Consider the following 14,203-nt stretch of genomic DNA (forward strand, 5'->3'; position numbering starts at 1 on the left):
GCTCCCTGGCTCGCCGCGCAGGGTTGAGGGTCATCCGGCCAGTTGGCACTGGCCGGAACTTCGTCCCTCAATTTTTTCGTCGCAGATGATGTAAGACTTTTCCGCAAAATATCTCACATGTTGACGTTAACTTAACATGCTATTATGGTCTGTTTGCCACGCCGGATGCGTCGCTTTTGTATCACCGTTGCTCGTTGATTGTCGTCATGTCTGTCATCCCTATCCCAACCTGCAGGATTGCCTTGCAGCGCCTTTCACCAGTTGCTGAAAGCGGCGGCGCCCATGCCCAGTTTGCTCGGAATCGATAACGGTCTCACGGTCACCAAGGCGGTGATCTTCGATGCCGATGGCACGCAGTTGTCCGTGGCGCGTCGGCGGGTTCCGCAATCGATGCCCCATGCACACTGGGTGGAGCGCGACATGGCCGGCCTCTGGCAAGCGACCGCCGATGCAATCAAGGAGGCGATCGCGCTGTGTGGCCGCCCGACCGACGACATCAGGGCGGTGGCGGCAACCGCGCATGGCGACGGTCTCTATTTGCTCGACAAGGATCGTCGGCCGCTGGGCCCCGGGATACTGTCGCTCGACAGCCGCGCCGGCAAGATTGTCGAACGATGGTCGGCGGACCGGGTCTTCGGAGACGCGCTAGCGCGAACAGGCCAGGCGCCCCACGTCTCGGCGCCGTCGGCGCTGCTGGCCTGGATCAGGAAGCACGAACCGGAACGCTTTAGTCGCATCAGGCACATACTGGCCTGCAAGGATTGGCTGCGCTTTTGCCTGACCGGCACGATCGGCACCGACCGTACCGAGGCCAGCATCTCATTCACGGATTTCCGCACGCAGGATTACGCGCCGGAAGCAATGCGCATCTTCGGGCTGGACGATCTTTTCGACGCGCTGCCTCCGATAGCGCATTCGGCTGAAATCGCCGGGCATGTCACGGCCGAGGCAGCCGAAATGACCGGCCTTGCCAAGGGAACACCGGTTGCGTGCGGGCTGCATGACGTGACTGCCTCCGCACTTGGCATGGGCGGTCATGAAGAGGGCGTGCTCGCCATCGTCGCCGGGACCTATTCCATCAACGAAGTCGTCTCTTCGCAACCACGCGTCGACCCGCGTTGGCTCTGTCGCAACGCCATCGACGCAGGCCGCTGGAACAACATGGCGATCTCGCCGGCCTCGACCGCGAACTACGACTGGTTTCTCGACACGTTCTGCCGCTCGGAGCAGGAAAAGGTATCGGTCGATGGTGACTCGATCCACGAGTTTCTGGCAGGCGAGATCGACGCGGCGCTGAAAAAGCGGTCGACCATCCTGTTTCATCCCTATCTGTTCGGCTCCCCCTTTGGCGATGTTGCCAGCGGCAGCTTTGTCGGCCTGCACGGCTGGCACAATCGCGGCGATATGCTCAAGGCGGTTCTGGAGGGCATTGCTTTCAATCATCGCACCCATGTCGAAGCCTTGCGCGACGGATTTGCCATCAGCGAAATCCGCCTGACCGGCGGCGGCTCGCGCAATCCGGCCTTCGTTCAGATGTTTGCCGATGTACTGAACGCCCCGGTCATCGTCACCTCGACCGACGAGGCCGCGGCCTTTGGCGCTGCGCTTTGCGCGGGTGCGGCGGTGGGCATCTTCGCGACGCCGCAACAGGGTGCCAGGCAGGTCGGCATGACGGTGCGCCAATACGAGCCTGTGCCCGCCTCGAGTGCTGTGTTCAACGCGCGCTTTTCCCTCTATGGCCGCATAGCCGGTGCGCTCGAACCGCATTGGCCTGAGATCGAGAAGCTGGCGCGGCCAGACACTGGGGGAACCGCATGATCAAGGCCGATGAACGACGCGAAGAGATCGCCGACTATGTGATCAAGCTCGGCCAGGTGCGCATCGACGATCTGGTCGAGTATTTCGGCGTATCGCGCATGACCATCCACCGGCACATCGACCGGCTGGCGCAGCAGGGCGTGCTGCGCAAGCTGCACGGTGCGGTGACGGTTCAGCCTTCCGGCCTCTATGAAAGCGCCTTCCGCTACCGGGTGACGGTCAACCGGGCCGAGAAGGATGCGCTGGCGCGGGCAGCACTCGATTATGTCGAAGCCGGCCAGGTGGTGATGCTGGACGATTCTTCGACGGCAAACGCCGTCGCCACACTGCTGCTCGACGTCAAGCCGCTGACCGTCATCACCAACTCCGTGGCGACGGCGTCACTGCTGACCAATGTCGACGAACTCGACTTCATTTGTCTCGGCGGCCAGTACCACAACACCTACAACGCCTATATCGGCATCGTCTGCGAGAACGCCGTGGCGCAGCTGCGCGCCAATGTGCTGATCTGTTCGGCTTCGGCCATCACCGGAACCACGGCCTTCATCCAGGATCCCAATGTGGTGCGGGTCAAGCAGGCGATGATGGCCGCATCGGTCAAGCGCATCCTTCTGATCGACCATGCCAAGTTCGACAGAATCGCACTGCATGTCTTCGACGATCTGACCAGCTTCGATGTCGTGCTGGCGACCGAAGGCCTGAGCGATGCGCGGGCGCAAGCCCTCGAACGGGCAGGCGTGAAGCTGCGCATCGTCAAGACGAAAGCGTCATGAGCTCGAGCGAAGCAATACGTACGGAAAATTCCGCCGGGCGTCTGGCCGCCATGGCCCGGACCGGCGAGGTCGACGTCGTCATTCTCGGCGCCGGCATCAACGGGGCTGGTCTGTTTCGCGAGCTGTGCGTGCAAGGCGTCAGCTGCGTGATCGTCGACAAGACGGATTTCGGCTCGGGCACCAGTGCCGCGCCATCGCGGCTCATTCATGGTGGCTTGAAATACCTCGAAACCGGCGAGTTCGGTCTGGTGGCGCAGTCGACGCTCGAACGCAATCTGCTTTTGAAGAACGCGCCACACTATGTCAGCCCGCTGCCGACCGTCATCCCGATCTTCTCCTGGAGCAAGGGCATGCCGGCGGCGCTGCGAACGCTGTTAGGCTCGACCAGTGCGCCACGCAGCCGCGGCGCCATCCTGATCAAGATCGGCCTGATGATCTATGATTTCTACGGCTCGCGAAACCAGGTCATGCCGCGCCACCGCATGGTCGGGCGGCGCCACGCGCTCAGCGAGATGCCGGCGCTCAATCCCTCGATCGTCGCCACCGGCACCTATTACGACGCCAAGATAAGCCATCCCGAAAGGCTGGTGCTCGAACTGATCCTCGATGGGTTGCAGGCAAACCCGACGTCGGCCAGCGCGAACTACACGGAGCTGGTGAAGTCTGCCGATGGCGTGCTGACCTTCCAGCCGGAAAACGGCGCGGCTTTTTCGGTCCGGCCGAAGCTGGTGGTCAATGCCGCCGGTCCGTGGATCGACAATGTCAACGATTTGCTTGGCGTGCCGTCGAAGATGATCGGCGGCACCAAGGGCTCGCACATTCTGTTGAAGCACGACGAACTGGTCAGAAGCCTGGCCGGGCGCATGCTTTATTTCGAGGCCGATGACGGCCGTATCTGCCTCGTCTACGACTATCTCGGCCTGGCGCTGGTCGGCTCCACCGACATTAAGGCCGACAATCCCGACGCGGTGCGCTGCGAGCCTGACGAAGTCGAATACCTGCTCGACAGCGTACGGACGCTGCTGCCGGGGATGGCGTTCGAGCGCGACCAGATCGTCTACGCCTATAGCGGCATCAGGCCGCTGCCGGCCTCGGATGCATCGGTGCCCGGGCTGATCAGCCGTGACCACTCGGCGCCGGTCGCCGAGCCGGATCAAAACAGACCTTTCGCGGTGATCTCGCTGGTCGGCGGCAAATGGACGACATTCCGTGGCTTCGCCGAGGAAGTCGCCGACACCGTGCTCGATCGCCTGCAGCGCAGCCGCAAGGTGACGACGCAAGCCATGCCGATTGGCGGCGGCAAGGATTTCCCGCTCGACACCGCAACGCGAGCAACCTGGCTGGCTCTGGCTCACTCGGAGACGGGGGCTGAGGAACGGCGTCTCGATGAGCTGCTGTCGCGATACGGCACCAGAGCCACGCAGATCGCCACGCACGGGTCGGGTGATGAGGGTCGGCTGCCGGATTCAGAAAGCTACAGCCGGTCGGAAATTGACTACATCGTCCGCAACGAGTTCGTCGAACATCTGGCTGATATCGTTATGCGCCGCAGCACCCTGGCAATATCAGGTTCTCTGACAGGCCGGGATCTGCAGGAGATCGCCGCGATTGCCGGACGGGCGCTGGGCTGGAGCGCCGTGCGCCTTGCAGAGGAAGTCGCGGCCGCAATTGTGGAACTTGAGGGCCGGAACCTGATGCGGTTGGACTGATCGTTCCGTCGCCGGGGCTCTTTCCCAAGGCAATCCGGTCGGTTTGCCCATGGATGCGCCGCGTGCGCAATCGCCCAGCTCACAGACAGATTGGGATTTTCCTGAGAGCGGACATTATTCATTAAAAACAAATAGTTGGTGAACAACAGAATGGCGTCAGGCTGTGCAATTATGCTCGTTTAAGCAGGAGATAACATAGATTGACGTTAAATTAACATCAGCATATGATCGAATAACATGCTTATCTCCTAATAGGTCGATGCTGCCTGCCGAAACGCTGGCAGACCGGCGTTTCGGCAGGGGCGAGATCTGTGAATCCCGCAGGCGTGCGCCAAATCCAGCGAGGGATTGACAGCAATGCAAGGATGTGAAAATTTTTGCAGACAAAGATAATAATATCATCTCAGGGAGGAGATGGCTTGAAATCCGGCGGAACCGCTAACCGCGACCATGAATCCAGCCTCGCCACCCGCGCGGCCTGGCTTCATTATGCCGGAGGTCTGACGCAGGCCCAGGTGGCCAAGCGGCTCGGCCTGACCAGCCTCAAGGCGCATCGGCTCATCACCCGGGCCACCCAGGATGGCCTTGTCAGGGTGATCATCGACGGCGACGTCGGCGAATGCATCGACCTTGAGCAGCAGCTGATCGATGCCTACGGGCTCGATTACTGCGAGGTCGTTCCTGATCTCGATCAGGACGAGCTGCCGCTGAAGGCGCTTGGCATCGCCGGCGCTCAGTTTCTGAAGCGGGAGATCGATCGCGGCGAGGACATGCTGATCGGCGTCGGCCATGGCCGTACCCTTGCCGCAAGTGTCGAGTATCTGACGCGCACAGCCGCCGCCCATATCCGTTTCGTCTCGCTGCTTGGCGGCGTGACGCGCAAATTCGCGGCCAACCCGCACGATGTCATGCATCGTCTGGCCGAGCGGACCGGCGCGCAGGCCTATGTGATGCCGGTGCCCTTCGTCGCCAACACCGCCGAGGACCGTGAGGTGCTGCTTGGCCAGCGCGGCATCAGCGATGTCTTCGGCCTCGCAGGCCGGTCCGACCTGATGTTTGTCGGTATAGGGACCGCCGAGCGGGAAGCTTCGCTGGTCGCTACCGGCATGATCGAACATTCCGAAATCGATGAGGTCAAACGGGATGGCGGCGTCGGCGAGCTGCTCGCCCACTTCTTCGATGACAACGGATGCCCGGTGGAAACGGCGCTGTCGGACAGGATTTTGGCGCTTCCGCGGGACCAGTTGAAAGGCCGCCGGATCGTCGCCGTCGCCGGCGGCAAGGTGAAGATACGCGCCGTCAAGGCAGTGCTCGAAAGCCGTTATCTCAGCGGCCTGATCACCGACGAGTCCACCGGCCGTGCCCTTGTCGAACAGAACAAACCCAATGGTGCGAAGCGCCATGTGAACGGAGGATCGTCAAATGCGTGACAAGCGCGGATCAGCCTTGCTGGCGGTTGCGTCATGAGCGCGAAGGCCGCCACCGCATCGACCAGGCCGGCTTCGCCCGGCCTGCGTCGGGCACTTGCCGGCGCCGCGGTTGTCGTCCTGCTCGGCGCCATGGCGCTCGACACCAAGGTGGTCAGGATCGGCTCTGCCGGCGATGTCCGCAGCGCCGTCTTTTCCGCCGCCGACTACGGCAAGTCGGAGTTTCCCAAGGTGCAGGCCGATGTCGAGGCGCGTGCCGCCGACGCGGTGACGGTGGCGACGGCGATCGCCAAGGACAGGGCAACGGCGGAAAAGGAATACGGTGTGCCTGCGGGCGTCGGACCGGTCATCTCGGTCAAGTTCACCGGTATCGTCGGCGAAGGAAAATCCGGCATCTACAAGGTCGCAGTCGATGGCGTGCCGGACACGCTGATGATCCGCGTGCAGACCGGGCCGGCGATCAACGGCACCGAGCTTCGTGACGCCACCGGCAAGATCACATTCGGCCAGTTCACCAATCAGATCGAATATCAGGACGCCGGCTCGGCACTGAACAACGAGATGAAGAAGGAGGTGTTGGCGAAGGTCGACACCAGCGCCTTGACGGGCAAAGCCATATCGGTGGTCGGTGCGTTCAAGCTGGTCAACCCGAAGAGCTGGCTCGTCACCCCCGTGAGGCTGGACGTCAAATGAAGCCGGCTGCCGACACAGGACCCGCGAATGGCGACGCCGTGCTTTCGGCGCGCAACATCGTCATGTCGTATGGCGGCGTCCATGCGCTCAAGGGCGTCAATTTCGACATCCATCGTGGCAAGGTCACCACGCTGTTCGGAGAAAATGGCGCCGGCAAGTCGACGCTGATGAAGATCCTCTCCGGCGTCGTCACCCCGACATCCGGCGACATCGTGCTCGACGGCAATCTCGTCAGTTTTTCCTCATCCTCGGACGCACGCGATCGCGGCATCTCGATCATCCACCAGGAACTGAGCCTGGCGCCCAATCTCAGCGTTCGCGACAACATCTTCATGGGCCGCGAACTGCGCACCAGGACCGGCCTCGACTTCGCCGAAGAATCGCGCCAGGCGCGCGCGCTGATGGCCGACCTTGAAGAGGACATCGATCCGATGACCCTCGTCGAGGATCTGCGCCTCGGCCAACAGCAGATCGTCGAGATCGCCCGGGCACTGTCGGTCGATTCCCGGATCCTGATCATGGACGAGCCGACCTCGGCGCTCAGCGCGGCAGAGGTGGAGGTGCTGTTCAAGGTGATCCGCGATCTGACCAGTCGCGGCGTCTCGATCGTCTACATCTCACATCACCTCGAAGAGGCGCTGCAGATCACCGACTATGCCGTTGTCCTGCGCGACGGCGCGATAACGGCGACGGCCGAAGCCAGGGATATCGATCTCGAGTGGATCGTGCGCAACATGGTCGGCGAGAATTTCGATCTCGGCTCGCCGCCGACCGGTCATGTGTTCGGCGAGGTCGCCCTGTCTATCGAGGATGTCAGCGTCGTCGACGCTTCGGGCTCAGGTTATTCCGTCGTCGATCACCTGTCGCTGGATGTGCGAGCAGGCGAGATCGTCTGCATCTACGGGCTGATGGGCGCAGGGCGCACGGAATTGCTGGAAGCCGTCGCCGGACGAGTGCCGATGGCGGGCGGCCGCGCGCTGCTGGAAGGCGAGGACGTCTCGGGGTTGAGCATTGCCCAGCGCATCTCCAAAGGGCTTGTGCTGGTTCCCGAGGACCGCCAGCGCGACGGGCTGGTGCAAACGATGACCGTCGGCCGCAATCTCTCGCTCGCCAGCATCGAAGCGTTCGCCAAGGGCCTGTTTCTGTCTCCTTCGAGAGAGCGAGAGCTGGTCGAAGACTCGATCCGCAAGGTGACCGTCAAGACCGCTGGCGGCAACGCCATGATCGGATCGCTGTCTGGCGGCAATCAGCAGAAGGTCGTCATCGGCAAGATGCTGACGACCAACCCCAAGGTCATCCTTCTCGACGAGCCGAGCCGGGGCATCGATGTCGGCGCCAAGGCCGAGGTCTTCCGCTTGCTGAGCGAACGCGCCGCGCAAGGCCTTGCTGTCGTCTTCTCGACCTCGGAGGTCAACGAGTGTCTCAGCATTGCACACCGCATTGTCGTCATGCGGCGTGGCAGGATTTCAGCTGAATTCGGCGCCAACGCCACCAAAGAGCAGATCATGGCCGCCTCCGGCGAAGCCGTGGTCGCCTGATCACCAGAATTTCGGAGCCCACACCATGACCGATGTCAGCCAGGCCAGAAAACAGTCCAGTCCAAGCGCGAGCGAAGGCTTCGATCTCGCCAAGCTGCTGCTCGAGGGCCGCGCTTTCTTTGCCCTGATCGTCATCATTGTCGTCTTTTCGATCCTGTCGCCCTACTACCTCTCGGTGGCCAACTTCCTGACCATGGCCTCGCATGTCGCCATCTTCGGAATTCTCGCGATCGGCATGCTGCTCGTCATCCTCAATGGCGGCATCGATCTGTCGGTGGGATCGACTCTGGGCTTGGCCGGCGTCGTTGCCGGTTTCCTGATGCAAGGGGTGACGCTGACCTGGCTGGGCGTCGTTCTCTATCCGCCGGTCTGGGTAGTCGCGGTGCTGGCCTGCATGCTGGGCGCCGTCGTCGGGCTGATCAACGGCGTGCTCATCGCGCGATTCAAGGTTCCGGCGTTCGTTGCCACGCTCGGCGTCATGTACATGGCGCGCGGCCTGGCGCTGCTGATGACCAGCGGTCTGACCTACAACAATCTCGGCGGCAAGCCGGAGCTCGGAAACACCGGCTTCGATGCGCTTGGCTTCAACCGCCTGTTCGGCGTGCCGACGGGCGTCGTGGTTCTCGTGGTCATCGCGCTCATTGGCAGTATCGTCCTGAACCGCACCGCTTTCGGGCGCTGGCTCTACGCCTCGGGCGGCAATGAACGCGCGGCCGAACTCTCCGGCGTTCCGGTCAAGACGGTGCAGATTTCCGTCTATGTGCTGTCGGGTATCTGTGCCGCCATTGCCGGTCTGATCCTGTCCTCGCAGTTGACGTCGGCGGGACCGACCGCCGGCACCACCTACGAACTGACGGCCATCGCGGCCGTCGTCATCGGCGGCGCGGCACTGACCGGCGGCCGCGGCAACATCCGCGGGACCCTGCTCGGGGCCTTCGTCATCGGCTTCCTGTCCGACGGTCTGGTGATCATCGGCATCTCATCCTACTGGCAGACAGTGTTCACGGGCGCGGTCATCGTGCTCGCCGTGCTCCTCAATGCCGTTCAGTATCGCCGCCGCAGCAAGCTCCCAAGCGCGACAGGTGGCCAACCGACTTCTCAGAAACGGGGGAAGGCCGAACCGGCCAATCCTGCCCAAGGGAAGACTGCCAGGTGAACTGGCAGCAACACCGCGTAATCATTGGAGGAATGTACATGAAAACCATGCTGAAAAGTCTGCTCGCCGCCGCGATGGTCGTCGGGTTCACGGCCGCCGCGTCGGCCGCGGGACTGATCTCGATCATCGTCAACGATCCGGCCAACCCCTACTGGCTGACCGAGGGCAACGTCGCCAAGGCCGAGGCCGAAAAGCTCGGCTACACGGCCAATGTCGGCGCCCACAAGGGCGATACCAATACCGAAAGCAATTTGATCGACACCGCCATCACCAACAAGTCGGTGGCCATCATCCTTGACCCGGCCAACGCTGACGGTTCGGTCGGCGCGGTGAAGAAGGCGATTGCCGCCAACATCCCGGTTTTCCTCGTCAATGCCGAGATCAACCAAGAAGGCCTCGCCAAGGGGCAGCTCGTCTCCAACAACGCGCAGGGTGCTGCTCTCGGTGCCCAGCAGTGGGTGCAGGCCGTCGGTGAAAAGGGCAAATATGTCGAACTGCTCGGCGCCCCGTCGGACAACAACGCGGCCACGCGCTCGAATGGTTACGCAACTGTGCTGAGCCAGTATCCGGATCTCGAAAAGGCTGCTTCGCAGGTCGCCAACTGGGATCGTACCCAGGGTCACGACAAGATGCAGAGCATGCTGCAGGCCAATCCCGACATCATCGCGGTGATCAGCGGCAATGACGAAATGGCCCTCGGCGCGGTTGCGGCGCTGAAGGAAGCCGGCAAGCTCGCCGGCATCAAGGTCGGCGGCTTCGACGGTTCCCCGGACGCGGTTGCGGCGATCAAGTCCGGCGAACTGCAGTACACGGTGCTTCAGCCGGTCGCCATCTTCTCGGCCAAGGCCGTGCAGCAGGCGGACTCGTTTATCAAGACGGGTGCCACCGGTGCGGCGACCGAGAAGCAGCTGTTCGATTGCCTTCTCATCACCAAGGACAATGTCGACAAGTACACCGCTCCCTTCGTGCTGTCTGAATGAAACCTGCACAGGGGGTGTCCTTGCGGACACTCCCTGCCTCCTCTACGAAATGACTGCCCTCGTGAACTGCCTTCGCAACCAATCGGAATTTGCGGCATGAAAGACCTGCTGATCGGCATCGACGCGGGAACGTCGGTGATCAAATCGATCGCTTTCGATCTGTCGGGGCGGCAGCTCGCCATGACGTCGGTGCCCAATAGCTTCGTCACGCTGGAAGGCGGCGGCGCCGAGCAGGACCTCGACCAGACCTGGCGCGACATGGCGCGGACCGTTCGCGATCTCGCGGCCAAGATTCCCGACCTCGCGCAACGAACCGCGGCGGTGGCCATCACCGGGCAGGGCGACGGAACCTGGCTGATCGATGGCGACGGCTTGCCTGTCTCGCGCGCCTGGCTATGGCTCGACGCCCGCGCCGGACATCTGGTGGACGAGATGCGCGCCGATCCCCGGGATCGCAGGCGGTTCGAGGTGACCGGCACGGGGCTGAATTCCTGCCAGCAAGGCGCCCAGCTTGCCTTCATGAAAAAGAACCATCCCGACATGCTGGAGCGGGCGGCGACCGCACTGCATTGCAAGGATTGGCTCTACTTCAAGATGACGGGCGAACGCGCCACGGATCCCTCCGAGGGAACCTTCACCTTCGGCGATTTTCGGTCGCGCACCTATTCCGACGAAGCCCTCGACATCCTGGATCTGACGACGCATCGCCGCCTGTTGCCTCCCATGCTCGAAGGCACCACCGACCATCATCCGCTGTCGCGATCGGCGGCGGCGGAAACTGGCCTGCTCGAAGGCACGCCGGTGGTGCTGGGTTACGTCGACATGGTCATGACAGCGCTCGGAGCCGGCCTCTATGATCCCTCGGGCAATGTCGGCTGCACGGTCATCGGCTCGACCGGCATACACACGCGCTTCGCCGCCACTCCCGACGATGTCGTGCTGAACGACGATGGCTCCGGCTACACGATCGCCATGCCTATTCCGGGCGCCTTTGCACAATTGCAATCCAACATGGCGGCGACGCTCAACATAGACTGGGTGCTTGGCCTTGCGCGCGACGTGCTCACGACGGCTGGCGGCAAGCCTTCTCATGACGAGCTGCTGAAGGCCCTCGACGCTTGGGTGGAAGCATCGGAGCCGGGATCGCTGATCTACCAGCCTTATATATCGCTGGCCGGTGAAAGAGGGCCTTTCGTCGACCCTGACGCACGCGCCGGCTTCATCGGCCTTTCGGTCAAGCATAGCTTTGGCGATCTGGCACGCGGCGTGCTCGAAGGGTTGGCCTTCGCAGCCCGTGATTGCTACCAGGCGATGGGCGCCGTGCCGAGCGAGATCCGCCTGTCGGGCGGCGCCGCACGCAGCCCGTCGCTACGCCGCATCATCGCAGCAGTGACCCGGGCGCAGGTGCGCACCAGCAGCCGCCAGGAAGCCGGCGCGGCAGGCGCCGCGATGATGGCCGCGGTCGGGCTCGGCGTCTATGGCTCCATGGAAGACTGCGCCGCCGAGTGGGTGACGCCGCTTCTCGGCGACTGCGATGCCTATGACGAGGCGCTGTCGCAAACCTACGATGCGCTCTTCCCTTCCTTCGTTGCGGCGCGTCAGGCGCTTCGGCCGGTGTGGAAGGGCATGGCGCACCGCACAGGAGCAAGATCTTGAGCAATACAACAGATGTCGTCGATCTCTTCGTGATCGGCGGCGGCGTCAATGGGGCAGGCATAGCGCGTGATGCGGCAGGTCGCGGGCTGTCCGTCATCCTGTGCGAAAAAGACGATCTCGCCCAGGGCACCAGTTCGCGCTCTGGCAAGCTGGTACATGGCGGCCTGCGCTATCTCGAATATTATGAATTCCGGCTGGTTCGCGAAGCGCTGATCGAACGCGAGGTGCTGCTCGAGGCGGCGCCGCACATCATCTGGCCGATGCGCTTCGTTCTTCCGCACAGCCCGCAGGACAGGCCGGCATGGCTGGTCCGGCTCGGGCTGTTTCTCTACGACCACCTTGGCGGCCGTAAACGCCTGCCGGGGACAAGAACGCTGGACCTCAGGACTGCGCCTGAAGGCGCGCCGATCAAGGACGAATTCAGGCGCGGTTTCGAATATTCCGACTGCTGGGTCGACGATGCGCGCCTGGTGCTGCTCAACGCCCTGGACGCCGGGCAGCGCGGCGCCAGAGTGCTCACGCGCACGGCTTGTGTCGCGGCCCGCCGAGAAAACGGACTGTGGTCGATCGAGATGCAGGACGGCCGCACGGGCGCCGTCACGAAAGTCCTCGCGCGCGCGCTCATCAACGCGGCAGGGCCCTGGGTCAACGACATTGTCAGCCGCGTTGCCGGGCAGAATTCGACGCGCAATGTTCGGCTTGTAAAGGGCAGCCATATCGTCGTGCCCAAATTCTGGGAGGGACGGCAGGCCTATCTCATCCAGAACAGCGACAAGCGGGTGATTTTCGTCAACCCCTATGAAAACGATCTGGCGCTGATCGGCACGACCGATATTCCCTATGAAGGCAGGCCCGAGGAAGTGGCCGCCGAGTCCAGCGAAGTGGATTACCTGATCAAGGTGGTCAATCGCTACTTCAAACGACAGCTGACGCCACGGGACGTGGTCTACAGTTTCTCCGGCGTGCGGCCGCTCTATGACGACAATGCCGACAATCCAAGCGCGGTGACGCGCGACTATATTTTCGAACTCGACGCCTCCGATCGCAACGCACCGCTGCTTTCGGTGTTCGGCGGCAAGATCACCACCTTCCGCAAGCTGTCCGAACATGCGCTGGAAAAGATCCAGCCCTTCTTTCCGAAGATGAAGAAAGCCTGGACGGCCAAAATTCCCTTGCCGGGAGGCGACCTGCCCAATGCGGATTTCGAGCAGTTCCTGAGCGATCTGCATGCCGAGTTTTCGTGGCTCAGCCCGTCGCTGGTGAAGCACTACGCTCGAAGCTATGGAACCCGTGCCAGACAATTGCTCGCCGGCGTACAAAGCGAGGCAGATCTCGGCCGCCGTTTCGGTCCCGATCTCTATGAGCGGGAGGCAAGGTTCCTGGTCGAAACCGAATGGGCAAGCACTCCTGCCGATATCCTGGAACGCCGCACCAAACATGGGCTGCATATCAATGCAGCCGAGCGCAAAGCATTCGAAGACTGGTTCGGCAGCATCATGGCGAGGGCGGACTGATGGCCTTCACGCTTTCCCTCAACACCAATCCGCTGGTCAACCGCTTCGCCGATCCGGACGATCTGATCGACGCGATCGCCTATGGCATCGGCATCCGCGACGTGCAGCTGACGCACGAATTCGTCAATCCGGGCTGGCCGGCGGCGACGATTGTCAAATTCCTGCGCCTGTTCAACAGCGCGCTTTCGCGGACCGGTGTCAGGATCACCTCCGGCATGACCGGACCCTATGGCCGGCTCAATCATTTCGGCCATCCGGACGCGGATGTCCGGCGCTACTATGTCGACTGGTTCAAGACGTTCGCCGACATTTCCGCCGAACTCGGCGCCTCAGGCATGGGCACGCAGTTCGCCATCTTCACCTACAAGGACTTTGACGATCCGCAACGGCGGGCAGCGCTTCTCGACATCGCGCTTGAATGTTGGCGCGAGGTGGCCGAACACGCCAAGGCGGCGGGCCTGTCCTATCTGTTCTGGGAGCCGATGTCGGTGGGTCGCGAGTTCGGCCACACGATCGAAAGCTGCGTCACGCTGCAAGGCGCCATCGATGCCGCGAAGCTGCCTATCCCGATGCAGATGATGGTGGATATCGATCATGGCGACGTGACCTCACCCGATCCTGCCGATACCGATCCCTATGCCTGGGCGAAAGCGTTTCCATTGCAATCGCCGATCATCCACATCAAGCAGTCTTCCATGAACAAGGGCGGGCACTGGCCGTTCACCGCCGCCTACAACAAGAACGGCCGCATAGTCCCGCAGAAGCTGCTGGATGCGGTCCGGCAGGGCGGCGGAACCGACAATGAAATTTGCCTTGAACTTTCCTTCAGGGAGAGGGAACCAGTCGATCATCAGGTTATCGAGATGATCCGCGAGTCTGTGGATTTCTGGGTGCCTTACGTCGACAGCGGCCGCGACAGTCTCAAGCCTCGGGCCTGAA

At 62.4% G+C, this 14,203-nt stretch carries 11 protein-coding genes; all 11 read left to right on the top strand.

The annotated features are described in order from the left end of the window. Window positions 1-282: 282 nt before the first annotated feature. The 11 genes from LB558_RS04015 (at window position 283) to LB558_RS04065 (ending at window position 14,202) form a co-directional block, all read left to right on the top strand. Window positions 283-1,818: an FGGY-family carbohydrate kinase gene (locus LB558_RS04015; RefSeq protein WP_224696329.1), complete on the top strand. Its 1,536-nt coding sequence runs from the start codon at window positions 283-285 to the stop codon at window positions 1,816-1,818. Further along, entirely contained in the window at window positions 1,815-2,591 is a 777-nt protein-coding gene (locus tag LB558_RS04020; RefSeq protein WP_224696330.1) for a DeoR/GlpR family DNA-binding transcription regulator, read from the top strand. The genes LB558_RS04015 and LB558_RS04020 overlap by 4 nt, the downstream gene beginning before the upstream one ends. Further along, window positions 2,588-4,300, top strand: a complete 1,713-nt coding sequence (locus LB558_RS04025; protein WP_412033433.1) for a glycerol-3-phosphate dehydrogenase/oxidase — start codon at window positions 2,588-2,590, stop codon at window positions 4,298-4,300. Before LB558_RS04020 ends, LB558_RS04025 begins: the two co-directional genes overlap by 4 nt. 419 nt (window positions 4,301-4,719) lie before the next feature. Continuing rightward, window positions 4,720-5,730 carry a sugar-binding transcriptional regulator gene (locus LB558_RS04030; protein ID WP_224696331.1) on the top strand — a complete coding sequence of 337 codons (1,011 nt, stop codon included), beginning with the start codon at window positions 4,720-4,722 and terminating at the stop codon, window positions 5,728-5,730. 33 nt (window positions 5,731-5,763) lie between these two features. After that, window positions 5,764-6,420, top strand: a complete 657-nt coding sequence (locus LB558_RS04035) for a DUF2291 family protein (protein WP_224696332.1) — start codon at window positions 5,764-5,766, stop codon at window positions 6,418-6,420. Then, window positions 6,417-7,958, top strand: coding sequence for a sugar ABC transporter ATP-binding protein (locus LB558_RS04040; protein WP_224696333.1), 1,542 nt, complete (start codon window positions 6,417-6,419; stop codon window positions 7,956-7,958). Before LB558_RS04035 ends, LB558_RS04040 begins: the two co-directional genes overlap by 4 nt. Before the next feature lie 25 nt (window positions 7,959-7,983). Then, window positions 7,984-9,114, top strand: a complete 1,131-nt coding sequence (locus LB558_RS04045; protein WP_127382043.1) for an ABC transporter permease — start codon at window positions 7,984-7,986, stop codon at window positions 9,112-9,114. A gap of 38 nt (window positions 9,115-9,152) precedes the next feature. Then, on the top strand, window positions 9,153-10,094 hold the full coding sequence (locus LB558_RS04050) for a D-ribose ABC transporter substrate-binding protein (protein WP_013533072.1): 942 nt from the start codon (window positions 9,153-9,155) through the stop codon (window positions 10,092-10,094). A gap of 96 nt (window positions 10,095-10,190) precedes the next feature. Further along, entirely contained in the window at window positions 10,191-11,750 is a 1,560-nt protein-coding gene (locus tag LB558_RS04055; protein WP_224696334.1) for an FGGY-family carbohydrate kinase, read from the top strand. After that, on the top strand, window positions 11,747-13,264 hold the full coding sequence (locus LB558_RS04060) for a glycerol-3-phosphate dehydrogenase (RefSeq protein ID WP_224696335.1): 1,518 nt from the start codon (window positions 11,747-11,749) through the stop codon (window positions 13,262-13,264). Before LB558_RS04055 ends, LB558_RS04060 begins: the two co-directional genes overlap by 4 nt. Further along, complete coding sequence (locus LB558_RS04065) at window positions 13,264-14,202, top strand: sugar phosphate isomerase/epimerase family protein (RefSeq protein ID WP_224696336.1); 939 nt, start codon at window positions 13,264-13,266, stop codon at window positions 14,200-14,202. The genes LB558_RS04060 and LB558_RS04065 overlap by 1 nt, the downstream gene beginning before the upstream one ends. Window position 14,203 lies beyond the last annotated feature (1 nt).

The sequence above is a fragment of the Mesorhizobium sp. CO1-1-8 genome (assembly GCF_020164875.1).
Classification (GTDB): Bacteria; Pseudomonadota; Alphaproteobacteria; order Rhizobiales; family Rhizobiaceae; genus Mesorhizobium.

What these genes read in the sequence shown, in the direction of transcription:
- LB558_RS04015 (WP_224696329.1), top strand. Translation starts at nt 283, where the DNA reads ATGCCCAGTTTGCTCGGAATCGATAACGGTCTCACGGTCACCAAGGCG.
- LB558_RS04020 (WP_224696330.1), top strand. Translation starts at nt 1,815, where the DNA reads ATGATCAAGGCCGATGAACGACGCGAAGAGATCGCCGACTATGTGATC.
- LB558_RS04025 (WP_412033433.1), top strand. Translation starts at nt 2,588, where the DNA reads ATGAGCTCGAGCGAAGCAATACGTACGGAAAATTCCGCCGGGCGTCTG.
- LB558_RS04035 (WP_224696332.1), top strand. Translation starts at nt 5,764, where the DNA reads ATGAGCGCGAAGGCCGCCACCGCATCGACCAGGCCGGCTTCGCCCGGC.
- LB558_RS04040 (WP_224696333.1), top strand. Translation starts at nt 6,417, where the DNA reads ATGAAGCCGGCTGCCGACACAGGACCCGCGAATGGCGACGCCGTGCTT.
- LB558_RS04045 (WP_127382043.1), top strand. Translation starts at nt 7,984, where the DNA reads ATGACCGATGTCAGCCAGGCCAGAAAACAGTCCAGTCCAAGCGCGAGC.
- LB558_RS04050 (WP_013533072.1), top strand. Translation starts at nt 9,153, where the DNA reads ATGAAAACCATGCTGAAAAGTCTGCTCGCCGCCGCGATGGTCGTCGGG.
- LB558_RS04055 (WP_224696334.1), top strand. Translation starts at nt 10,191, where the DNA reads ATGAAAGACCTGCTGATCGGCATCGACGCGGGAACGTCGGTGATCAAA.
- LB558_RS04065 (WP_224696336.1), top strand. Translation starts at nt 13,264, where the DNA reads ATGGCCTTCACGCTTTCCCTCAACACCAATCCGCTGGTCAACCGCTTC.